The following is a 23,942-nucleotide window of genomic DNA, read 5'->3' on the forward strand; positions in this document are numbered from 1 at the left end:
GGTAATTAGAATGTATAGAAAAGTAAAAAGTTATTTTGAAGGTAGAGAAACTCAGGATGGGGCAGGGGTTAAACTCAGACGCTGTTTTGGTTATCATCAGATTCCAGACTTTGATCCCTTCTTAATGATGGATTTTTTTGATTCGAAAGACCCTGCAGATTACAGACGCGGGTTTCCCTGGCATCCCCACCGTGGTATTGAAACTGTAACTTATCTGATCAAAGGAGAAATCGAACATGGTGACAGCATTGGCAATAGTGGAGTTATAAGGGATGGTCAGTGTCAGTGGATGACTGCGGGTTCGGGTATTTTGCACCAGGAACTACCCCAGCCCTCAGAAGAAATGTTGGGAGTTCAGATCTGGTTAAACCTAGCTGCGGTTAATAAAATGACTGAGCCGCAATATGGTGACATTACCCAAGATATGATTCCAGTCTATCAAGATGAAGACAAAAAAGTCCATATTATAGCTGGTGAATATGGAGGCTTAAGTGGTGAGATACAGAGAAATGATACCAGACCAATATTTTTTGATGTCGAATTAAAAGCAGATAGTGAAATTATCTTTGAACTACCGACAGATTTTAATGCCTATGCTTTTTTAATTAGAGGCGAGGCCAATTTTGATCCACAAAAGAAAAATTTAAAAAAATATCCTCAGGGAGTATTATACGAAAATGGGAGTAAAATTAAAGTTGATACAGCTAAGAATCCAGCTCGATTTCTCTTTCTAGCAGGCAAAAAATTAGAGGAGCCGATTGCCTGGGGTGGTCCAATTGTAATGAACAGCAGAAAAGAACTGGCAGCAGCCTCACAAGAATTAGACAGAGGAACTTTTATTAAAAATAAAAAGGAGAAAAATGTAAGTCAGATCAATGAATTTTATCAGGATGATTAAATATTAAAAATCAGGAGAGTTAAAAATGAGTAAAAAAGTAGTTTTAATAACTGGAGCTTCAAGTGGTATCGGAAGAGCTGCGGCAGTAAAGTTTCTTGAACAGGGTTATATAGTTTATGGAGCAGCCAGAACCGAAGCAGATCTTAAATATTTAAATGATTATCAAAATGGACATTATATATTGATGGATATTACTGAGGAAGAAATGCGAAATAATTGTATAAATCAGATACTAAAAAAAGAGACAAAAATTGATATCTTGATAAATAACGCTGGCTATGGTGCTTATGGAGCTGTAGAAGAGGTTCCACTGAAAGATGCTAAAAGACAGTTTGAAGTTAATTTATTTGGCCTTTCTGAATTAACTAAACTTGTAATACCAGTTATGCGCCAAAATGGTTCCGGCAGGATTATTAATATTTCTTCTATAGCCGGTAAAATTTGGACTCCACTTGGTGGCTGGTATCATGCCAGTAAGTTTGCACTGGAAGGTCTGAGTGATTGTCTGAGAAATGAATTGAGAGAATTTGGAATTAAAGTAATATTAATTGAACCTGGAGCAATTGAAACTAACTGGGCCAGTACAGCCGGGAAAAATTTAATTAAAAATTCAGGTGAGGGTGTTTATCAAAAACAGGCCGAAAAAAAGGCAGTTAAATATGAAGAAATGTATGGTGAAAATGGTATAGCAGCTGACCCTGGAGTTGTTGCCCGAGCAATTTTTAAAGCAGCAGAGGCTGGTCATCCAAAAGCGAGATATGCAGTTCCCTTCCACGCAAAATTAATATTATTTTTTCGCTGGCTGCTTCCAGATAGACTCTATGATTTTTTTACTAATAAATTTTTTTGATAATTTTTTCATAAGTGATATAATAAGTAAGTGAGAGAATTCATAGAAGGAGCTGTTTTTATGGACGAAGACAATATTCAAAGACTTGAGTATGCAGGAAAAGAAATAATTTTAATTCCAACTGCTCATATTTCTAAAAAGAGTGCAGAACAAGTTAAAGAAGTTATAGAAACTGAAAAACCAGATAGTGTTTGTGTTGAACTGGACGAGGAAAGATACAGTTCAATTAATGATGAAGATAAGTGGAGTGAAATGAATATTTTTCAGGTGATTAAGCAGAAAAAATCTTTATTATTACTGGTTAATTTAATTATAAGTTCTTTTCAGAGTCGGATGGCCGAAAAATTAGGAATTAATGCAGGTCAGGAAATGCGGCAGGGAATTGAGTCTGCTAAAGAAATTGGAGCAGACCTGGTGCTTGCTGATCGAAACATCCAGATTACTTTTAAAAGAGTCTGGCGTGGACTTGGTCTCTGGGAAAAAATGAAACTCATTTTTCAAATTATTTCAATGCTTTTTGTAGACGAAGAGATTACTGAAGAAGAGATGGATGAACTAAAAAACGGAGATGCTTTAAGTATGATGCTGGAAGAGATGGGTAAGTCTTTTCCGGGAATTAAAAAACATTTACTTGATGAGCGAGATCAGTATCTGGCTAATAAAATTAAAAATGCTTCTGGTGAAAAAATTGTTGCTGTTTTAGGAGCAGCACATGTTCCAGGAGTAAAAAAAGAAATTTATAAAGAACAAAATTTAAAAAAAATAACAAAACTTCCACCTAAACCAAAGTGGGGTAAAATATTTTCCTGGGGAATCCCAGCAGTAATTTTAGTAATTATAATTTCCAGTTTTATCAAAAATATTGGTACCGGAATTGAGGTAACAAAAGCCTGGTTTATCTGGAATGGTTCCTTATCAGCTCTGGGAGTACTTTTAGGCAGAGGTCATATTTTGACCATTCTGACTGCTTTTTTTGTAGCTCCATTAAGTTCCTTAAATCCTGCACTGGCAGCTGGTTGGTTTGCAGGGCTTACGGAAGCCTATCTTAAAAAGCCCCAGGTTAAGGATTTTCAGAAACTTTCGGAAGGGATTTCTATTAAAGAAATTTATACAAATAAGGTTACCCATATACTTTTAATTGTAATTCTTGCTAATTTAGGGAGTGTTATTGGTACAGCTGTGGGTGGAGCAAGTGTAATCAGGACTTTTTTAGAATTCTTTAATTTTTAAAATATGTTTTGTTATTTACTTAAAAAATTAATATTAATTTATAAAAAAACTCTTCTCAAATTTTCGAGAAGAGTTTTTTAGCTATATTACTTATATTTAAATAAATTTAAGGTACCAAAACAGTATCGATTACATGAATGACACCATTACTTGCTTCAATGTCTGTTGTTATAACACGGGCATCATTTATATAAACCATACCATCTTTAATTGAGATTTTAATATCTTTACCCAGCAGAGTTTCCACCATCGCTCCATCCATAGTTAATACATCTTCTGCCATTACTTTACCGGCGACTACATGATATAATAAAACATTTGCCAGCTGCTCTTTGTCAGCAAGCAGACTGTCTAGTGTGCCTTCCGGTAGTGCCGCAAAAGCAGCATCAGTTGGTGCAAAAACTGTAAATGGTCCATCGCCTTTTAGGGCTGAAACTAAATCAGCCTCAATTATTGCTGTTGTCAAGGTGTTAAAATCATCAGCTTCTAAAGCAACATCAAGAACATCGGGACCACTTTCAACATGTCCAGCCGCCAGCACCATTACATTCAGAGAAAACATAAAAGCCAGAACCATTAGCAGAGAAACAATAATTTTTTTGGAATTACTTAAAGACTTTTTCATTTAAATTTCCTCCTTATATTTTGAGTTAAGTTTTGTTAAATTTAATATAGCACAACTTATTTTAGATGTCAATAGTATTGATAATTATTTTCAAAAAGTGTATTTCAGGTAACATTATATTTTTCTCTATAAATTTATCTCAAAGTGTCGACAAGTTAACAACTCCTTGATATAATGTTTAATAATAGAGTAGTTAGAAGTAAGCGATATAAGATTACAGGAGGTTATAATTTTGCTTAGAATAGGGATTTTAGGACTTGGTACAGTCGGTAGTGGAGTAGTTAAGATTCTGGAGAAAAATTCGGAGAATATAAAAAATAAGGTTGGAACTGAGGTTACAATAGAAAAAATTCTGGTTAATAACCTGAAAAAAGAAAGAGATGTTGAAATTAAAAAGGAATTATTAACAGATAAAGTTGAAGATATAATTAATAATTCGAATATAGATATTGTAGTCGAATTAATTGGTGGAGAACAGCCTGCCTATGACTATATAATTAAGGCTATAGAAAATGGAAAGAGTATTGTTACAGCAAATAAACTGGTGATTGCTAAATATGGGAAAAGAATATTTAGAAAGGCAGATGAAAATGACGTTCAGGTCTGTTATGAGGGAAGTGTAGCAGGAGGTTTGCCAATTATTCGTCCCCTGCAAAATTCTCTTGCCGCCAATAGAATTGAAAAAATTTATGGTATATTAAATGGGACTACCAATTATATTTTAACTGATATGAGTAAAGAGAAAAAAGATTTTGCTGATTCTTTAAAAAATGCTCAGGCACTTGGGTTTGCAGAGGCTGATCCTAGTTCTGATATTGAGGGCTATGATGCAGCTTATAAAATTACAATTTTATCATCACTGGCTTTTGAGCGTTTTGTTGATGTAAATGAAGTTTATGTTGAAGGCATAAAAGATATTGATATCGAGGATATAGAATTGGCACATGAAATGGGTTATGTGATTAAACTTCTCGCAATTGCTAAGAATTCATCTGAAGGTCTTGATGTTAGAGTTCACCCTGCATTTGTTCCAGAAGATCATCCCCTGGCTATGATAAATGGCACCTATAACTGTGTTTACCTCCATGGTGATGCAGTTGGTCAGGTAATGTCTACAGCTCGTGGAGCAGGTCAAATGCCTACTGGTAGTGCAGTAACTGCGGATATTATTCAAGTAGCTAAGGATATTAATCATAATCAGCGCGAAGTTCAGCGTATGGATTCTTTTTTAGAAAGTAATGTAATTAAAATTGATGAAATCGAAAATAGCTTTTATCTGCGCTTTGAAGTTAAGGATGAACCAGGTGTGATGGCTCATATTGCCAAAATATTTGGAGATAATAATGTCAGTCTGGCTTCAGTGCTGCAGAAACAGAAAGAGAATCCTGTTGTACCACTGGTATTTATTACTCATTCAGTTAGGGAAAAAGATCTAAATCAGTCTCTAGCTAAGATTAAAAAGCTTGATGATGTAATAGAAATTAAAAGTGTTATTCGAGTTGAAAATAACATTTAATTCAAATCCCAGGATAAATTCCGTTATTAAAACGGTTTTTATCTTTTGAATAGATTGTGATAATTTTATCATAAATATTATTTTAATTGTGGAGGAGATTTGATGCGAAAAATATTTTTGTTCATTTCAATTTTTTTGCTATTCAGCAGTAATCTGGTAATGGCAGCTGAAATTTCAGAAGCAGACTGGTTAAGTGATCTCAATTATCTGGAAAATGAACTGCCGGCAGAGCATTATAATTTGTTTTTTAAGCTTGAAAAAGAAGAATTTATGAAAGAGATGGACAAATTGAAAAATGATCTGCCAGAACTTTCAAATCTGGATACAACTTTAAGGCTGGCTGAAATTTTTGCTAAAATTGGTGACACTCATACAGCTATTGATAATACTCGTTTTTTAACTGAATATTATCCACTTTTTTTAAAAAAATTTGAAGATGGTTATCGAGTAATTATGACCGATAATCAATATAAAAAAATTCTGGGAGCAAAATTAATAGCTATTAATAATTATTCCATCGAAGAATTAAAAGACCATTTTAATAAAATTATTACTGCTGATAATCAGATTTCTATAGATTACAGGATCAGTTCATTTCTTAAATTAAATGAGGTGCTCAAATATTTAGGAATAGTTGATTCTAAAAATGAATTTTTATTTGAAAAAGACGGTGAGAAAATCAGAATTAATTTTGAACCTTTAAAAATAAAGAATATGGCTTCCAGTAATAACAGTTTAAGCAAATTAGATTATCAGACTGGTTATGTACGGTCTAATGCCAATCAACTTTTCTGGTCAGATTATATTGCAGCAGAAAAGATGGTTTATTTTCAATACAATAGCTGCTGGAGTAGGGAACTGGCCCAAAAACATGGGAAGCCTAATTCTGAACTCCCCTCATTTGCTGCAGAAGAATCTGAAATTTTAAATTATATCAAAAATAAGGAAATAGATAAGTTGGTAATTGATCTTCGTTTTAATTCTGGAGGTGACTCAAGTCAGGGGACAGAACTGGCTGAAAAATTGAGTAAATATCAAGATCAATTTGAAACTTATATTATTATTGGAGCTGATACTTTTTCTTCTGCAATAATTAATGCTCTTGATTTTAAAAAACAACTAGATGGCTATTTAATTGGTACAGCAACTATGGGCAAACCAAATCATTATGGAGAAGTCAGGACTTTTAATCTTCCAAATACAGGTTTAAGAGTAAGTTATTCTACTAATTATTTTAAACTGCTTGAAAACAGTGATCCTGATTCCCTATACCCGGATATTACAGTAGAAACAAAATTTGAGGATTTTTTAAGTGGAAGAGATAGCATTTTAGAAATAATTAAAAATATTGATTGAAATGTATAATGTAGTTTAATAGTTAATAGTTAGTAAAATATTTGATGGTCTAATAAATTTAGTTAATAAAAAAGGAATTGATTAAATGGAGTTATTAATGGAATTTCAAACTCGGATACCAGAACTAAATAATGTTTACAGACGCAAAAGATTACTTAAAGCTCTGGATAGGCTGAGTAGAGAAAAGAAAGGATCACTGGCATTAATTACAGCTCCGGCAGGTTTCGGCAAAACAACTCTGGCTGCCGACTGGATTGAGATCAGCAGCGAGTCTGCCTCCTGGCTTAGTATTGACAATAATTTTAAAGATGAATTTATATTTATTAGGGGAATTATTACTGCTTTAAAAAAATCAACCAAAAGAGATTTTTTAAATACTGAAGCAATTTTAAGGATTCCGCTTAAATTAAATGCAAAAAAAATAGTTTTTAGTCTGCTTAAAGACCTTAAAAGTGTAGAAAATAAAATAAATTTAGTTATAGATAATTTAAATTTAATTGAGCAACAGCCCGTATTTGATATTTTAAAATACTTAATTGGATTAATGCCTGATAATTTAAATCTTATTTTAATTAGTAGAAAAGAAATTCCTTTTTTAATTGAAAGACAGAAAATTAAGGGCCAAATTGTTAGAATTAAAAAAGATGATTTGAAATTTAACTATCTTGAATTGAAAAAAATTATCCAGAGAGAAAAAAATCTTAGTTTGAATGATAATAAAATTAAAAAGCTTTATCAAATTACTGAAGGATGGCCTCTGGTGATAGAATTTTTTCTATTTAAACTTTTAAATGAACCGGAATATGATCTTAATAATTTAAAAAATGAACTTGAATTAACCAACAATAACTTGTTTCAGTATCTAAATCAAGAAGTTTATTCTAAACTTAAGTTAGAAGAAAAAGAATTTCTTTTAAAAACATCAATTGTAGAAAGCTTTTCCGTAGAGCTTGCTGATCAGCTGGCTTCATCTCAGGAAAGCAAAGTTTTAATTGATAATTTACTTAAAAAAAAGATTTTTATAGAGGCTGTTGATTTAAAAAATAATATTTTTAGATATTTTAATCCTTTTAGAAATTTTTTGCTCAGTCAGTTGAGTTTTCTACAAAAACGCAGGCTTTATTTAAAAGCTGCAGCCTGGTTTGCAGAAAATAGTTATTTTCAGGAGGCTATTTTTTATTCACTACAAATAGATGATTATTATTCTGCAGTAAACTATTTAGAAGATTCCATTCCAGAATATTTAAAAACTGGGGAATTAAAAGAATTTTTAAATTTGTCAAATTCAATTCCCGGTGATTTTTTAAAAAATCATCCTCTAATTCTAATGATAAAAGCCTGGTCTCTTTTTATTCTGGGGCAGTCTGGAGAGGCTGCTTATTATCTTAATTTAATAAATAATAAAAAGAACTTAAGTCCAGAAAATAGAGGACGTCTTTTAACATTAAGTTGTTTGATGGATAAATATCAAGATGCTGAAGAGCACTGTAGTTTAACTGCAGAGGCTTTGAATTTAATCTCAAATACTGATTATATTTTTAAAATTAATGCTTTAATGAGTCTGGGACAGATTCAATCATCTTATTTAAAAATTGAAGAGTCAATCGAATCGTTTCGCAGTGCTGCTTTTATGGCGAGAGAAAAAGAACAGTATTTAATGGAAATTAATTCACTGATGAATTTGATTTTAAAACTGACACAAAAGGGCAGTTTAAATAAGGCTTTTAATCTTAATTTGGAAAGTATAAATCGGTTTAAAAAAAGTAAAAAAGTTGCAGCTGAGTTGATTAATCTTCTTTCTATTCCGATGGGTATAATCTATTTTTTAAAGGGAAATTATTCGAAATCAAAAGATTATTTAATTAAAGGAATTGAAGCAGGTCAATTTTATGAATTAATTCATGTGTATTGGCTGCCAATGATTTATTATGCCCGCAGTTCTTTTTATCTAGGGCAAATAGAAGAGGCAGAAAATATAATTTTAGAGACTTTAGAATTATGTAATAAATATAATTTAAAAGTTAATTACCAGCTGGTAGAAATGGAAAAATTAAAATTCGAGCTAATTAATGCTCAGAAAAACAATAAAATAAGTATCCTTTTGAGAAAAAAGATAAAAGCTAAGGAGGAACTTATAGATAAGCAGACATTTTTTGGAGTCAGAGTAAAAGCAGTTTTTTTAATTACAGAGCTTCTGATAGTAGAAACTAATTATCAGCAAGCATTAAATTATCTGCAGAAAATTGATTATCAAAATTTTGACTTTCTTGATCGAATAAAGAGACAAATTTTAATGTCTTTTATTTTTTTAAAATTAGAAAATCGCACTCAAAGTAGAAAATTACTTTTAGATACACTGATTTTGCTGGAAAAGGAAAGTTATTTAACTGTTTTAGAGGAATATAAAGAATATTTAGCAGAATTACTTCTAGAATTTAAGCAGCTGCAACAGGAAGTAATAGTAAAATTTAATTTCAAATCTGAAACTAAAAGAAAACGGCAAAATAATTCAGAGCTTATTGATCCTCTAACTGAAAGAGAAAAAGAGATTATTGTTCTGCTGGCGGAAGGACTAAGCAACAAAAAAATAGCCGAAAAATTATTTATTACCGAAGGAACAACTAAATGGCATTTAAGCAATATTTATTCTAAACTGGCTGTTAAAAATAGAACTAAGGCTGCTGCCAAAGCCAGAAAACTTAATATAATCTAATGATTTTTGGCCTCACCACCTATCAGGTACAGCAAAACCTAACTTTTGATAGGTGTTTTTTTATTTCAACCAGGTTATTATTGTACTATCAGAATTGAGTGAGGTGGAAGAATTGGATTATTTAAAAATATTTGTGATTTTAAATCTGCTTTTTAAGAAAAGAAAATATTGATTAAAATAAAATATGATATCAATTAAAGCAATTTGATTTTATTAAAAGCCAAAATTCTGTTATAATAGATATATCTACGAAATTTTTATTTTATCAGTCCACAATAAGTAGAGAATAGAGGAGTGAGAATGTGGAAACTAAAGACTGGTTAATTAAGGATTTAAAGGAAAATTGGCTTGAAGATAGAGCTAAAAAAGTTGAAAAGGTTAATAAGATTGATAAAGAATATTACAGACAGTATGATATTAAACAGGGATTGAGAAATTCTGATGGGACAGGTGTAGTAGTTGGTTTTACAAAAATTGGTTCTGTTCATGGTTATACTTACTGTGATGGAGTTAAAACTTCAATTGAAGGTAAATTATTCTATAGAGATATAGAAGTAGACGAACTGGTAAAAAACACTGGCGAATTTGGTTTTGAAAGTATTGTTTACCTTCTGCTATTTGGAGAACTCCCTCAGCAGGAGGAATTGAGAAAGTTTAATGCTATTTTAGATGGATTTAGAAAACTGCCAACTCATTTTACTGAAAATACAATTTTGAAAAGTCCCAGCAGAGATGTAATGAATAAACTTCAGCGGGCAATACTCGTTCTTTATTCTTATGATGAAAAACCTGATTCGCTTGATATTGATCGGATTTTAATTCAAAGTTTAAAATTAATTGCTAGATTTCCTACAATTATTTCTTATGGATTTCAGGCTAAAGCACATTATTTTGATGATCAAAGCCTCTACCTTCACAATCCTAAGGAGGGACTGGGGACTGCTGCCAATATATTACATATGATTAGAGCAAATAACAAGTATACCCAGCTGGAAAAGGATACTCTGGATTTATTATTAATTCTTCATGCTGAGCATGGGGGTGGAAATAATTCCGCTTTTACAACTCATGTAGTCTCCTCCAGTGGAACAGATACTTATTCTGCTGTGGGAGCAGCTGTGGGGAGTCTTAAAGGGCCAAAACATGGTGGTGCCAACTTAAGAGTTAAAGCAATGGTTGATGATATTAAAGAAAACCTGGCTGATTATTCTGATCGCCGTAGTCTAAAAGAATATCTAAAGAAAATTTTAAAAGGCGAAGTTTTTGATCAAAAAGGGTTAATTTATGGAATGGGGCATGCAGTATATACCAAAAGTGATCCGCGAGCTGTTATTTTAAAAAAGAAGTCTAAAGAGCTAGCTGCAGCCAAGGATAGACTTGATGAATATGAACTTTATGATAATATTGAAAGTCTAACCAAAGAAATATTTAAAGAAGAGCGGGGAGAAGATATAGAAATCTGTGCTAATGTGGATCTTTATTCTGGTTTTGTCTATCAGCTTTTAAATATCCCCCAGGAATTATTTACCCCTTTATTTGCTACAGCGAGAGTTGCCAGTTGGTGTGCACATCGTATCGAACAGCTTGTTAGTGATCATAAGATTATTCGTCCAGCATATAAATCTCTAAAAAATGAAGAAAAATGTACAATCAGATGATCTTCAATGCAAAAAAATCAGGCTTTTTATGTATTGTTATAAATTAAGTCGATAAATAAAGGGAGGCTTTTAAATGAACAGACAGATAATTGATCAGCCTAAATTGGAGATGTTTCAAAAGAAATTTAAACAAAGAAAAAATAATGATATTATTGCTAATGCTGTAATAAAAAACGGAATCAATAATACGGCCTTAAATAACAATTCGATTAAAAATATGCACTATGATTTTTCGGTAGAAATTGATGTTGGCCGGGTAACAAACCAGAAAAAAAGTGGGCGCTGCTGGATGTTTGCAGCCTTAAATAATATTCGCTACAGTATTTCAAAAGATTTAGAGATTAAAGACCATGATTTTGAGCTTTCTCAGGCTTATACAATGTTCTGGGATAAGCTGGAAAAAGCAAATTATTTTTTAGAAAATATTATTGCAACAGCTGAGCTTGATCTTGACAGCCGTCGAGTAATGTGGCTTTTAAATGAGCCTACCAATGATGGCGGTCAGTGGGATATGTTTACTGCTTTAATCGAAAAATATGGTATTGTACCCAAATATGTGATGCCCGAAAGCTACCACAGCAGTAATTCTCGCTATATGAATAAAATTTTAAGTTTAAAATTAAGAGATCTGGCACATACTCTGCGGAAAGATTATAAGCTGGGTGCAGATAAAGAAAGTTTAAGAGAAGAAAAAGAAACTATGCTGGCTGAAATTTATTCAATTCTGGCATATTTTTTAGGTGAACCGGCTCAGAAATTTGATTTTGAGTATAGAAATAAAAATGGTGAATTTTATAGAGATGCTGATTTAACACCACAGGAATTTTATCATAAATACTCGAAAGTAAAAATGACAGATTATGTAAGCATAATCAATGCTCCTACTTCTGATAAGCCTTTTGATCAGACTTATACAGTAGAATTTTTGGGTAATGTAAAAGAAGGCCCCCAGATTCATTATTTAAATCTCCCGATTGATAAGTTAATTGATTACAGCAAAGAACAGCTAAAAGATGGAGAACCCGTCTGGTTTGGCTGTGATGTTGGTCAGTGGTCAAATAGAGATTTAGGTATAATGGATACTAAACTATTTAATTATGCAGAGGTGCTGGATACTAAATTTTCTCTGGACAAAGGTCAGCGCCTGCAGTATGGCGAAAGTATCTTAACTCATGCTATGGCTTTTACCGGAGTTAACCTAAAAAATGAAGAGCCACTTAGCTGGAAAGTTCAAAATAGCTGGGGAGAAAAGGTTGGTGATGATGGATTTTTTATTATGAGTAATGACTGGTTTAAAGAATTTAATTATGAAGTAGTTATTAATAAAAAATACCTATCTGAGAGTGATCTTGAATCATATCAAAAAGACCCCGTTGTTTTAAAACCATGGGACCCAATGGGTTCACTGGCAATTAAATAAAAAATAAATTTTGGAACAGAGCTGCTGTATGAATACAGCAGCTTAAGCTTTTTAATTTTATTTTAATAGCCGAAAGTCTAAATCGGAGGGATAGTTTAAATGAAAATTAGAGAATTTTCAAACAAATTTGATTTAAGTTATGATACCATTCGTTATTATATGAAATTAAAACTGATTAATCCCCATAAAAACGGAGGACATTATGAATTTAATAATGAAGATCAGGAGGATATGGAAGAAATATTAAAACTAAAAGAAATGGAGTTTTCTTTAGAAGAAATCAAGGAAATTTTAAGCTTTAAAAGGATTGGCAGATTGAGTAATTATCAAAAAAACAGCTATTATCAAAATCTATATCATCGAAAACTTGACAGTTTAGAAAGAAGAATTATAGAGTTAAAAGATGCCAAAAATGCTTTGCACTCTCATTTAAAAAAATTAAAATCAGCAAACAATGACAGGCGTAATGATCTCAGTTTAAATTTGAATTTGCTGAGTCTTTTTGCCTGCCCGGCCTGTGGGTCCGATCTAACTTTAACTGCAGAAAAAATTGAAAATAATAGAATTCATCTGGGAAGTCTCAACTGCAGTTGTGGCGAAAAAATTTTAATTGAAGATGGTATTATATATACTAAAGATGTTTATGAGAGAAAAAAAGGTGACGAAGTAATTGAAATAGATCCAATTTATCATGTAACAGATTATATTAAACAGACTGATTCTGAATTTATTGATCAATCATATCAGAGTCTGGAATGGTTGAAAAATAGACTTGATTATTCTAAACTGGAAAATCAAGTTATTTTAGAACCCGGTTCTGGTTATGGACTCTTATTAAGAAACATCTATGATCAGCTGCCTTCTAATTTAACCTATATTTGTGTTGAACATGATGCTGAGCTGAACAGATATCTTAAAACCTTATTGGAGTTATCCCCCTCTGGTCCGGAAGTTATTTTTTTAACAGCTGAGCTGCCAGATTTGCCACTTAAAGAAAGCAGTCTTGATTATTTGATTGACTATTCCGGAATTTCTAATTTTTCATTTCATAACAGAGGATTTTTACCAGAGCTGCTGCTCAAATATTTTAAAGATCATTTTACAATGACAGCAGTCTTTATTATTTATCATAAATTTGGTGCTAAGAACATAGTTGAAAGAGAGTACAGAGATTATTTTATTTATTCGAATATTAGAACTAAATTAAAGGAAATAGGTTTTGAATTTTTAACTGAGAATAAATCAGAGCCTAAAAAGATTAATAGTTCTTTTGGTAAATACGAAGAGTTTGCTCAAATTGGAGATCAGATTTATTCTTATCAGCTGCAGGCAAAAAAATAAATTTTAAAAGTAGAGTTGGCTCTACTTTTACGAAAAAATCTTCTAAAAAAATTTTTAAGAACTCTTGCACTTGAGTTACCTCCATTTTTTATAATTGATTTAGAAAAGAGGAGGTAGTTAAAATGTTAAATTATCAAGAAGACCAAGCTGAAATTAATCAGGAATTAAAAAGTGACAGACAGGAAAAATTAAATTTGCTGCTATTTTTATCAGGAAAGACAATTTCTTTATTCGGATCAGCAATTTATGCGTTTGTGATTGGACTTTATCTTTTAAGGACAACATCTTCTGCATTCTCTTTTGCTTTGAATCTTGCTCTATATACTTTGCCAGTTGTTTTATTTAATCCAATTGCCGGTGTTATGGCAGATAAATTTAATAAAAAAATTCTGGTAGTTGGTTCTGATCTGATTAATGGTTTATTTCTTTTTCTGATCTATTTGGTGATCACAAATTTTAATTTTAATCTTTATATTCTATATCTCAGTACTTTTGTAATGACAACTTTAACAGTCTTTTTTGATATTGCTCTAGAAGCTGCCAAACCAGGGCTGGTAAAAGAATCTGGGCTGGTTAAAATTAATTCTCAGGCCAGAGTTATAGAGTCATTATCTCAAATTTTAGGACCACTGCTTGGTGGATTAATTTATGGTTTTATTAATTTGGAAGGTTTTATCTTAATTAACGCAATTTCTTTTTTGATCTCTGCTTTGATAGAATATTATATTGATTACCAATATAATCAGCAAATACAAATGGAAACTGGCAGCAATAAAGATTCAGATGATTTTGTTTATAGATTAAAAGAGGGGTTTTATTATATTTTTAGATCAGAAAATTTAAGAGCCTTAGTTTATATTTTTGTGGCTTTAAATTTCTTTTTTAATTTTACTTTAATTGTGCCTTTACCTTATCTATTAAATACTGTCTGGAAAATAGATCCTAATAATTATGGTATAATTCAGGCAGCTTTTCCGGTAGGTATGATATTGGGAGCCATATTAACTGAAAAGATAATGAATAAAATAAGCTATAACCTTTTAATAAAGAATATTACTTTTGTCGCTGCAGTTGGAGTAACGACTTTTGCTCTGCCTATTATTATTTTTCAAAATACTCCGGCCTCAAATTTTGTTTTAACTTATTATAGTCTGCTGATGTTTTTAAGTGGTATTTCAGTTGCCTGGATAGATGTACCCGCAAATGTAATAATTCAAAAAAGTGTACCTCAAAATATACTGGGACGAGTTTTGAGTGTTAAAATGAGTATTATTAAAATTGTTGTACCAATTTCACTTTTAATTTCATCTCTAACAATTAAGTTGCTTGAGGTGGAATATGTTATATTTGTTGGGGCTTTAATTTTTTTTGTTTTCAATATTATTTTTTTTAATTCCAGTACCGGGAGAAAATTTATTCAGCAGAAAGCAGATCAAAAAAATTTATAAATTATAAATAAAACAAATTTAAAACACTTGACTTTATGAACAATATTCATTATAATATTTATAGTGAACGATATTCATAAAGTCTTTTTTTAGATTAAAATGAACATAATTCATAAAAATAAATGGAGGGAAAAAATGTATAAAGATGAAAAGACAAAAAAACTGGCAACGACTCCAATTCCTCAACTTTTGACGCAGATGTCAATACCTGCAATTATTGGTATGCTTGTTTCAGCGGTTTACAATATAGTTGATACAATTTTTGTAGGAAGAATTGGTACCGAAGCCATTGGAGCAGTGACCATAGCTTTTCCACTTTTTATGGTTATTTCGGCAATCGGCTTAACTTTCGGTATTGGTTCAGCCTCCTATATTTCGCGACTTTTAGGAGAAGAGAACAGAGAAATGGCTAATCGAGTTTCGACAACTTCAATTGTAACTACCTTTATTTTAGCTGTAGTTCTGGCTGCAGGAGGTCTTTATTTTCTCAAACCTTTACTCAGGTTATTTGGAGCAACTGAAGTGATAATGCCCTATGCAGTTAATTATACGGCTATTATTATTATCGGTTCAATTTTTACAATGAGTAATATGAATATGAATAATATGGTGAGAGCAGAAGGTAGTGCAAAGATGAGCATGATTGCTTTAAGTACTGGAGCTATATTAAACATAATTCTAGACCCGTTATTAATTTTCACTTTTAAGATGGGAATTGCTGGAGCTTCAACTGCCACTGTAATTGCTCAGGCTGTATCGACGGTAATGTTGATTGGTTTTTATAAGTCAGATAATAGTGTTCTTGATTTAAAACTAAGAGAATTTAGACCTTCTCTTTCTATCTATACAGAAATTATGAAAATAGGTATTCCTACTTTGATTAGACAGCTTTTAAGCAGTGTAGCAATGACTTTACTCAATAATATGGCTGCAACTTATGGGGCGGTTGTTGTGGCTTCAGTCGGGATAATTAACCGAGTTTTTTCTTTTGGCTTTTTTATAACAGCAGGCTTTACTCAGGGATTTCAGCCGGTAGCTGGTTTTAACTTTGGAGCCAGAAAAATTGAAAGGCTTAAGGAATCAATAAAAGTCACTGTTAAGAGAACAACTTTATTTGGCTTAATACTTTTTGCAGTTTTCTTTTTCTTTAACCGGGAGGTCATTGGTGTTTTTAGTCAGGATCCGGAAGTTATAAAAATTGCTGCAATGGGATTAAGACTTTACGCAGTTGTTCTACCACTTATGGGATTTTCTATAACCACCAATACTCTTTTTCAGGCATTGGGGCATGGAATCCCGGCAACTATTCTTTCCTTATCCAGACAGGGTATTTTCTTTATACCAGCAATCTTTCTGCTGCCAAATTATTTCGATTTAAAAGGGCTATTTATGGCTCAACCAGTTGCGGATGGTTTTACCTTTCTCCTGACAGTAATATTGTTTGGATTTGTTTATAAAGAAATTAAAGAACTGGAAGGAGAGGCAGGAATCCGTAATTTAAATCTAGAATATGATAGTGAGGGTGCTTAAATAAGATTAATAAGTTTTCTGTAATATTTTAATAAAGGGAGTATAATATGCCTAAAATAATTGAAAATCTGGAAGAAGAAATAGCCAGAAGTTCTTTAAAACTATTTAAAGAAAATCCATATCAGAATGTAAGTATGCGTAGAATTGCATCAGAAGCCGGGATAGCTGTAGGTACTTTATATAATTATTATCCAAATAAATGGGAATTATATATTGGGGTTTTTGAAGAAAGCTGGAAGGAGACCTATCAGATTTTGAGCGCTAACTGCAAAAATACTGATAATGATTATTTAAAAAATTATATTGAAGTTCTTTATTCTGAAATGAAAGAAAAAAAATCGATTGTGCGAGAACTTTTTCGTTATATAATGAATGATTTAGAAATTGGTGAAGAAGAGCAGAAAGAGAAATTTAAGCGAATTAGATTTCCCAATGTAGTGATTAATCAGATATATGAACTTTTTATTATTATCTTAGAAAAAGAGTTTAAGGTTAAGTTAGAAAAAGATGATGAGGATCTATATCGACTTTTTGCTATGCTCCAGACTAATATTCCGCTGCTACAGCAGAACTTTAAAAAAGAAAAGCAGAACATTGATTTTCTTTATGATTTGATTTGTTCTTTTGTAGAAAAGAAAATAGTATAAAAGATAAAAAAAGAGGCTGAACTACTCCTGAAAAGAGTAATTCAGCCTTTAATTATTTTTGCCCAATAATTTTTAGCTTAGTTATTTAAATATCCCCTTAATTCTTTACTCCGGGTAGGGTGTCTTAACTTTCTTAAAGCTTTGGCCTGAATCTGTCTGATTCTTTCGCGGGTAACACCAAACTGACTTCCAACTTCTTTTAAAGTTCTCTGTCGCCCATCCTCAAGTCCAAATCTTAATTTAATAATTCTTTTTTCTCTATCAGTTAGAGTATCCAGAACTGTTTCCAGTTGATCCTTTAAAAGTTCAGAAGAGGCAAGCATTTCAGGAGCCGGAGCATCCTGATCTTCGATAAAATCCTTTAAATGGCTGTCTTTTTCTTCACCAATTGGAGTATCTAAAGAAGTAGGCTGCTGGTTCATGGCCAGTTTCTGAATTTCTAAGACCTTTTCTGGTTCCATATTCATTTCTTCACCAATTTCTTCCAGGGTTGGTTCTCTTTCTAAATCTTTTTTAAGTCTTTTTTCAATTCTTCGTAATTTGTTCATCGTCTCTACCATGTGTACCGGAATTCTAATAGTTCTTGCCTGATCAGCAAGAGCTCGGGTAATAGACTGCCTGATCCACCAGGTGGCATAAGTACTAAATTTATACCCCTTGGTATAATCAAATTTTTCAACTGCTTTCATTAAACCTTTATTACCTTCCTGAATTAAATCCAGAAAAGACATACCCTGTCCTATATATTTTTTAGCAATACTGACAACAAGTCTTAAATTAGCTTCAGTTAGTTTTTCACGAGCTTCCTGGTCACCCTGTTCAATTCTTTTAGCCAGTTCAACTTCTTCTTCCTTGTCAAGCAGATCTACTTTTCCCATTTCTTTTAAATAAACACGTACGGAATCATCAATACCTGCTCCATCAGGTATGGAAAGATCTAGATCATTTTCTTCTTCAGTACTATCATTCTGGTTATCATTATTTTCATTATTAGCTTTTTTAACCATTTAAATTCCTCCTCAATGCATAATGCCTGACACAATCATTAATTGTAGCATAAATTTGATTAGATTTAAAGCTATTGTTCAAATTAATTCAAAAAATCGACAAATTTCATTTTTTTAAAGCTGTTTTTTTCTAAATTCTTTATTTCTTTGTAAAGTTCCTGCATTTCCTCATCTTTAAAAATATTTTTTATTTCAAATTCTTCATCAAAAAAATTGGTCTGATAACTTTCCCAGATAGAAATTTTATCTGCTTCACTTAAAGGTAAATAACTGCCATTTTCAGTTTCAGCAATAATATTTTTTTCTTTCAAATTCTTAAGCTCAGTTTTGATATCCTCGGCTGGAAGATTAATTTTTTTAATCAACTCGGCAAAGGAGAGAGGCTGGTTGTTTTTGCTTTTATAATTTTTAAAAAGTGTCAATAAAATTGCTGTCGGAATTAAATCTCTTAAACCCTGGTTGATTTTTTGTCGGTTAAGCATATATTTAAGTCCTGATCGATGTTGAAAAACATAAGAAATCACAGCTCCTAAAAGTATAATTAGCCAGATTAAATAAAGCCAGAGTAAAAAAATAGGGATAATTGAAAGTGGACCATAAATCTGATTATAGGTTATTAAGTTAGCAGTATAAATATTGTAGAGGTTTTTGGATAAAATAAATAACAGTCCACTAAACAGCCCGGCAAAAACTGCTGCTGTAGGTTTTACCTCAGTATTGGGAACAAAATAATACGCAATAATAAAAATTAAAAAATTAAAAGAAAATAGAATATAGTTAAAAAAATTGCTTTCACTTATCTGTTCTCCGCTCAACCATAGCCCCAAATATTTTTGAGCAAATAAAAGGCTAAGAGTTAGAAATAAAGTGATAGAAAAAGTACCGAGAGTGATAAAAGTCCAGAAAGAAACAAATCTTTTAAACAAATCACGATGTTCTTTTAGATTCCAGATTTTGTTAAAGGTAATTTCGACTCGGGCCAGCATAAACACAATAATAAAAATTAAAGTTACAAAACTTATTATTCCCAGCTGTTCAATATCAACATTAAGAATATATACTTCCAGATAGTTAATTAAATTTTCTCCAGTACCGGCCGCCAGATTGTTTAAAATTAGAGTTTTAATTTCCTCTACAATGGTATCAATTTTGCCAAAAAAATTGAAAAGAGTCATAATATAAAATGAAAATATCAAAAAAGGTACAATAGAAAGAGTGGTGATATATACCATTCCCATTGCGTGCATAAAAATATCATTTTCCCTGGCTTTCTGGTAGACTCTTTTTATAAAAAGTATTATCAGGTCTAAAGAGATCAGCGTTTTAATTTCTTCTAGAAGTTTATTTTTATTATTCATCTGCGCCACCTCTTATGAAAAATTAATTTATCTCTTCTAATTAATATATTCTTTAAATAAAAAAATTCTCCTTCACCGAATTAAAAAATATCGACTTCTAAACTTTGCTGTTTATTTAAATTTTGTTATAATTAAAATATCAAATACATAAATGGGGGTTTTAATAATGGACAAAAGAAAACTTGGTATTTTATTGATAACAGTTGGACTGTTTATTCTGCTTAATACTTTAAATTTAATCAGCGATGATATTTTTCTTTATCTGCTGAGCGCAGGTTTTATTTTTACTTATTTTATGCTGGGGGCCAGAAAACATTATAGAAATATCGGTTTTTTAATTCCAGGTTCAATTTTGCTGGCCATTGCTCTTTTTTCTGATCTAGAGAGATTAGACTTTGTAGATAAACTTGGCGGAGGCTTTTTCTTTATTATGCTTGGATTGGCATTTTTAATTGTTCTAATTCATACCAGCGCTTTTAAAAAGTGGGACTGGCCGATTTATCCGGCAGCAGCTCTGATTGTTTTTGGATTATTTGTAATTTTTGTTGATAATAATGATTTTATTCAGAAAATGGAATATTTAAATTATATAACCCCCCTTGTTCTAATTGGTCTGGGAGTATTTTTTCTTTATCAAAATAAGCAAAATAAATGATAATTCAAAAAATTAATAATATATTCTGTGATTAGATATTATCCAGTAATTGTGGTATACTAAAAAAGAATATAAATAAATATGAGAGTTTTAACAGTTTTCGTGTAGTTTTTGGTGACTGAAAATACTTTATTAATAACTTCTACCTCATTTGGGGTAGAATTTTATTAAATATAAATACTTTAAACTATTAAAGAATTAAAGAAGGGAGATTTGAGAATGTCGAAAAATTTTAAAAGAGTTTTAGTGGCCAATCGGGGAGAAATAGCAATTAGAGTAATTAGAGCCTGTAAGGAGTTGGGCATTAGAACTGTAGCAATTTATTCCGAGGAGGATAGAACCGCCTTATTTAGGACTAAAGCAGATGAAGCTTATCAGATTGGCAATAACAAGGGGCCAATTGAAGCTTATCTTGCTATTGATGAAATTATTGATTTAGCAGTAAAAAAAGATGTGGATGCTATCCATCCTGGTTATGGTTTTTTATCAGAAAACCCAGAATTTGTCCGTCAGTGTGAGGAAGCCGGAATCAAGTTTATTGGACCTGATGCAGAAGTAATGGAGAAGTTAGGAGATAAGATTAAATCTAAAATTCTGGCTCAAAAATTTGATGTACCTACAATTCCGGGTTTGGAAAAACCTATCAAAAAAGAAGAAGAAATTAAGAACTTTGCCAAAAAACATGGTTATCCGCTGATGCTTAAGGCGGCAGCTGGTGGTGGTGGCCGGGGAATGAGAATAGTTCGTTCTGATGAAGAATTGATCTCTCAATTTAGAGATGCAAAAGAAGAAGCTCGTAAAGCTTTTGGTGTAGACGATATTTTTGTAGAACGTTATTTAGAAGATCCAAAACATATTGAGGTACAAATTTTAGGTGATGAACATGGTAATCTTGTACACTTATTTGAAAGAGATTGCTCAATTCAGCGACGTCATCAAAAAATTGTAGAATTTACCCCTGCAGTTGCCCTCAGTGATCAGAAAAGAGAAGAGATTCTGCAGGATGCCCTTAAATTATGTAAGGGAGCAGGTTATAAAAATGCAGGTACAGTAGAATTTTTGGTTGATAAGTACAATAATCACTATTTTATTGAAGTTAATCCAAGAATTCAGGTTGAACATACAGTTAGTGAAATGGTAACTGGAATCGACATTGTTCAGAGTCAGGTTTTAGTTGCTGAGGGATACAGACTTGATTCAGAAGAGATTAATATTCCCTCTCAGGAATCAATTAAGATGAATGGATATTCTATCCAGTGTAGGGTGACAACAGAGGATCCGGCAAATAATTTTATCCCTGATACCGGTCGCCTTGACCATTATCGTACTGGTTCTGGTTATGGTATTAGACTTGATGGGGGTAATGGATATACTGGTGCAGTAATTAATCCTTACTATGATAGTCTGCTGGTTAAAACTATTTCCTGGTCAAGAACCTTTTCGGATGCGATTAGAAAAGCCATGCGTTCAGTTGAAGAAATGAAGGTGCGAGGAGTTAAAACCAATGCTTCCTTTTTAATTAATGTTTTAAATCACGAAGAGTTTAAAAAGGGAACCTGTGATACAGGTTTTATTGCCAATAATCCAGAACTTCTAGATATTAAACCAGGTTCAGATCAGGAACAGAAGATTTTAAGTTATCTGGGTGAAAAAATTGTCAATGAAACTCGGGGAAATAAACCTGATTTTGATGTACCAAAGGTGCCTAAGTTTGAAAAAATAGAGAGCCTTGAGGGTACAAAACAGATTTTAGATCAGGGTGGTCCAGATGCTGTAGTCGAATGGATTAAAGATAAGGAAGAGATTCTTTTAACTGATACAACATATAGAGATGCCCATCAGTCGCTGATGGCGACCAGAATGAGAACTGTGGATATGGAAAAAATTGCAGAAGCAACTTCTCATCTGGCCAAGGATTTATTCTCACTTGAGATGTGGGGAGGCGCAACCTTTGATGTTTCCTACAGATTCTTAAAGGAATCACCCTGGGAGAGAATTGAGCGCCTGCGTGATAAAATACCCAATATTTTATTCCAGATGCTTTTAAGAGGATCCAATGGGGTAGGATATAAAAATTATCCTGACAATGTAATTCGCAGTCTGGTTGCAGAAGCAGCTGAAGCTGGAATTGATGTCTTCAGAATCTTTGACTCTCTAAACTGGCTGCCGGGAATGGAAGTTTCAGTAGATGAGGTTGTCAAACAGGGTAAAATTGCTGAGGTATCGATGTGCTATACAGGTGATATCTTAGACGATAAACGTGAAAAATATGATTTAGATTATTACGTGGAATTAGCAAAGGGAATTGAAGAAATGGGAGCTCATATCCTGGGAATTAAGGATATGGCCGGTTTATTAAAACCTTATGCTGCCTATGAGCTGGTCAAGGCTCTTAAAGCTGAAATCTCAATTCCAATTCATCTGCATACTCACGATACAAGCGGAAATGGTGCGGCTACTTTATTGATGGCTGCTGAGGCTGGTGTTGATATTGTGGATACTGCCTTTAATACTATGGCAGGTTTAACAAGTCAGCCACCTTTAAACTCAATTGTAGCAGCACTTACAAATACCTATCGTGATCCAGAAATGGATATTGAAAATATTCAGAAGATCTCAAATTACTGGGGAGCAGTTAGACCTGTCTATTCCCAGTTTGAATCTGAACTTAAATCTGGAACAGCAGAAATCTATAAATATGAAATTCCTGGAGGTCAGTATTCTAACTTAAAACCACAGGTAGAAAGTGTTGGTCTCGGCCACCGCTTTAAAGAGTTTAAGGAAATGTATCGCAAGGTTAACTTTATGCTCGGTGATATTCCAAAAGTTACACCCTCCTCCAAAGTAGTAGGAGATCTGGCAATATTTATGGTGAAAAATGATCTGACACCTGATAATATCTGTCAGGAAGCTAAAAACATGGCTTTCCCGGATTCAGTCGAAGCTTACTTTAAAGGTATGCTCGGTCAGCCTCCTGGAGGTTTTCCTAAAGAACTCCAACAGCTGGTCTTAAAAGGTGAAGAGTCCATAACTGTTAGACCTGGAACTCTGCTGGAAGATTATGATTTTGAAAAAGCTGAAGCAGAGTTAAAAGAGAAATATGATTTTGAACCGACTCAAAAGGATCTCTTAGCTTATGCTCTTTATCCTAAAGTTTATACAGACTACCTTGACTATCTGGCAGAGTATGGTGATTTAAGCCATATGGGAAGTGATGTTTATTTTCATGCTTTACGTGAGGGAGAAACCAGTGAAATAAAAGTTGAGGAAGGTAAAACTCTGGTGGTTAAACTATTAGAGATTGGAAAGGTGGATGATCAGGGTTACCGCAGATTGGCCTTTGAGGTTAATGGTTTCAGAAGAGAAATTAAAGTTTATGATGAGGCAAGTACTGCTGCCTCTGATGTAAGCTCCAAGCAGATGGCTGATCCTAAAAATGAATTGGAAATTGGAGCCAGTCTTCCCGGTAATATTGTTGAAATCTTAGTTGAAGAAGGGGAAGAAGTTGAGAAAAATCAGAGTCTTGTAATTATGGAAGCCATGAAGATGGAGACTAATATTACTGCTCCAACTAATGGTACTGTGGCTGCAATCCATGCTGCAGCGGGACAGCAGCTTGAATCTGGAGAATTAATTCTGGAATTAGAGTAAACTAAAAGTTATCATCTAAATGGAATATAAAATTAGCGG

17 protein-coding genes are annotated in these 23,942 nt (G+C 32.5%); 14 read left to right on the forward strand and 3 right to left on the reverse strand.

Features of this window, described 5'->3' with window-relative positions; translation table 11 throughout:
* Positions 1-10 precede the first annotated feature (10 nt).
* From BW929_RS00085 to BW929_RS00095, 3 genes are read left to right on the forward strand one after another with little or no spacing between them, the layout of a single operon-like run.
* A complete protein-coding gene (locus BW929_RS00085) occupies positions 11-898 on the forward strand; it encodes a pirin family protein (protein WP_076543336.1) in 888 nt (295 codons plus the stop codon).
* Positions 899-923: 25 nt separating this feature from the next.
* Positions 924-1,748 (forward strand): oxidoreductase, encoded by an 825-nt coding sequence (locus BW929_RS00090; protein WP_076543337.1) that lies wholly within the window; start codon positions 924-926, stop codon positions 1,746-1,748.
* Positions 1,749-1,808: 60 nt separating this feature from the next.
* The gene (locus BW929_RS00095; RefSeq protein ID WP_076543338.1) at positions 1,809-2,978 is read left to right on the forward strand and encodes a TraB/GumN family protein; all 1,170 of its coding nucleotides are present in this window, start codon (positions 1,809-1,811) and stop codon (positions 2,976-2,978) included.
* A 106-nt stretch (positions 2,979-3,084) separates the two neighbouring features.
* Here BW929_RS00095 and BW929_RS00100 read toward each other — a convergent pair whose 3' ends face one another.
* Positions 3,085-3,603 carry a fasciclin domain-containing protein gene (locus tag BW929_RS00100; RefSeq protein WP_076543339.1) on the reverse strand — a complete coding sequence of 173 codons (519 nt, stop codon included), beginning with the start codon at positions 3,601-3,603 and terminating at the stop codon, positions 3,085-3,087.
* Positions 3,604-3,835: 232 nt separating this feature from the next.
* Between BW929_RS00100 and BW929_RS00105 the strand changes: the two genes are divergently transcribed.
* From BW929_RS00105 to BW929_RS00145, 9 genes are all read left to right on the forward strand, one after another.
* On the forward strand, positions 3,836-5,119 hold the full coding sequence (locus BW929_RS00105) for a homoserine dehydrogenase (RefSeq protein ID WP_076543340.1): 1,284 nt from the start codon (positions 3,836-3,838) through the stop codon (positions 5,117-5,119).
* Positions 5,120-5,221: 102 nt separating this feature from the next.
* A complete protein-coding gene (locus tag BW929_RS00110; RefSeq protein WP_076543341.1) occupies positions 5,222-6,475 on the forward strand; it encodes a S41 family peptidase in 1,254 nt (417 codons plus the stop codon).
* Between the two features lie 97 nt (positions 6,476-6,572).
* Positions 6,573-9,188, forward strand: coding sequence for a LuxR C-terminal-related transcriptional regulator (locus tag BW929_RS15555; protein ID WP_076543342.1), 2,616 nt, complete (start codon positions 6,573-6,575; stop codon positions 9,186-9,188).
* A gap of 302 nt (positions 9,189-9,490) precedes the next feature.
* A complete protein-coding gene (locus tag BW929_RS00120) occupies positions 9,491-10,846 on the forward strand; it encodes a citrate/2-methylcitrate synthase (protein WP_076543343.1) in 1,356 nt (451 codons plus the stop codon).
* A gap of 73 nt (positions 10,847-10,919) precedes the next feature.
* Positions 10,920-12,266 carry a C1 family peptidase gene (locus BW929_RS00125; protein ID WP_076543344.1) on the forward strand — a complete coding sequence of 449 codons (1,347 nt, stop codon included), beginning with the start codon at positions 10,920-10,922 and terminating at the stop codon, positions 12,264-12,266.
* Positions 12,267-12,365: 99 nt separating this feature from the next.
* Entirely contained in the window at positions 12,366-13,607 is a 1,242-nt protein-coding gene (locus BW929_RS00130) for a MerR family transcriptional regulator (RefSeq protein WP_076543345.1), read from the forward strand.
* A gap of 122 nt (positions 13,608-13,729) precedes the next feature.
* Positions 13,730-15,055 (forward strand): MFS transporter, encoded by a 1,326-nt coding sequence (locus BW929_RS00135; protein WP_076543346.1) that lies wholly within the window; start codon positions 13,730-13,732, stop codon positions 15,053-15,055.
* A gap of 135 nt (positions 15,056-15,190) precedes the next feature.
* On the forward strand, positions 15,191-16,585 hold the full coding sequence (locus tag BW929_RS00140; RefSeq protein ID WP_076543347.1) for an MATE family efflux transporter: 1,395 nt from the start codon (positions 15,191-15,193) through the stop codon (positions 16,583-16,585).
* 47 nt (positions 16,586-16,632) lie between these two features.
* Entirely contained in the window at positions 16,633-17,232 is a 600-nt protein-coding gene (locus tag BW929_RS00145; protein WP_076543348.1) for a TetR/AcrR family transcriptional regulator, read from the forward strand.
* Between the two features lie 77 nt (positions 17,233-17,309).
* Here the strand turns inward: BW929_RS00145 and rpoD are convergent, their stop codons facing one another.
* Entirely contained in the window at positions 17,310-18,239 is a 930-nt protein-coding gene (gene rpoD, locus BW929_RS00150) for an RNA polymerase sigma factor RpoD (RefSeq protein WP_076543349.1), read from the reverse strand.
* An 83-nt stretch (positions 18,240-18,322) separates the two neighbouring features.
* A complete protein-coding gene (locus BW929_RS00155; protein ID WP_076543350.1) occupies positions 18,323-19,597 on the reverse strand; it encodes a YihY/virulence factor BrkB family protein in 1,275 nt (424 codons plus the stop codon).
* Positions 19,598-19,763: 166 nt separating this feature from the next.
* Between BW929_RS00155 and BW929_RS00160 the strand changes: the two genes are divergently transcribed.
* Positions 19,764-20,252, forward strand: coding sequence for a hypothetical protein (locus BW929_RS00160; protein ID WP_076543351.1), 489 nt, complete (start codon positions 19,764-19,766; stop codon positions 20,250-20,252).
* A 219-nt stretch (positions 20,253-20,471) separates the two neighbouring features.
* Positions 20,472-23,903, forward strand: a complete 3,432-nt coding sequence (locus tag BW929_RS00165) for a pyruvate carboxylase (RefSeq protein WP_076543352.1) — start codon at positions 20,472-20,474, stop codon at positions 23,901-23,903.
* Positions 23,904-23,942 lie beyond the last annotated feature (39 nt).

It is taken from the genome of Halanaerobium kushneri (assembly GCF_900156285.1).
GTDB classification, from domain to species: domain Bacteria; phylum Bacillota; class Halanaerobiia; order Halanaerobiales; family Halanaerobiaceae; genus Halanaerobium; species Halanaerobium kushneri.

Excerpts from the sequence above, each read along its gene's own strand:
- BW929_RS00140 (WP_076543347.1), top strand. The coding sequence starts at position 15,191 with ATGTATAAAGATGAAAAGACAAAAAAACTGGCAACGACTCCAATTCCT.
- BW929_RS00085 (WP_076543336.1), top strand. The coding sequence starts at position 11 with ATGTATAGAAAAGTAAAAAGTTATTTTGAAGGTAGAGAAACTCAGGAT.
- BW929_RS00130 (WP_076543345.1), top strand. The coding sequence starts at position 12,366 with ATGAAAATTAGAGAATTTTCAAACAAATTTGATTTAAGTTATGATACC.
- rpoD (WP_076543349.1), bottom strand. The coding sequence starts at position 18,239 with ATGGTTAAAAAAGCTAATAATGAAAATAATGATAACCAGAATGATAGT.
- BW929_RS15555 (WP_076543342.1), top strand. The coding sequence starts at position 6,573 with ATGGAATTTCAAACTCGGATACCAGAACTAAATAATGTTTACAGACGC.
- BW929_RS00090 (WP_076543337.1), top strand. The coding sequence starts at position 924 with ATGAGTAAAAAAGTAGTTTTAATAACTGGAGCTTCAAGTGGTATCGGA.
- BW929_RS00160 (WP_076543351.1), top strand. The coding sequence starts at position 19,764 with ATGGACAAAAGAAAACTTGGTATTTTATTGATAACAGTTGGACTGTTT.
- BW929_RS00095 (WP_076543338.1), top strand. The coding sequence starts at position 1,809 with ATGGACGAAGACAATATTCAAAGACTTGAGTATGCAGGAAAAGAAATA.
- BW929_RS00135 (WP_076543346.1), top strand. The coding sequence starts at position 13,730 with ATGTTAAATTATCAAGAAGACCAAGCTGAAATTAATCAGGAATTAAAA.
- BW929_RS00100 (WP_076543339.1), bottom strand. The coding sequence starts at position 3,603 with ATGAAAAAGTCTTTAAGTAATTCCAAAAAAATTATTGTTTCTCTGCTA.
- BW929_RS00125 (WP_076543344.1), top strand. The coding sequence starts at position 10,920 with ATGAACAGACAGATAATTGATCAGCCTAAATTGGAGATGTTTCAAAAG.
- BW929_RS00155 (WP_076543350.1), bottom strand. The coding sequence starts at position 19,597 with ATGAATAATAAAAATAAACTTCTAGAAGAAATTAAAACGCTGATCTCT.
- BW929_RS00145 (WP_076543348.1), top strand. The coding sequence starts at position 16,633 with ATGCCTAAAATAATTGAAAATCTGGAAGAAGAAATAGCCAGAAGTTCT.
- BW929_RS00165 (WP_076543352.1), top strand. The coding sequence starts at position 20,472 with ATGTCGAAAAATTTTAAAAGAGTTTTAGTGGCCAATCGGGGAGAAATA.
- BW929_RS00110 (WP_076543341.1), top strand. The coding sequence starts at position 5,222 with ATGCGAAAAATATTTTTGTTCATTTCAATTTTTTTGCTATTCAGCAGT.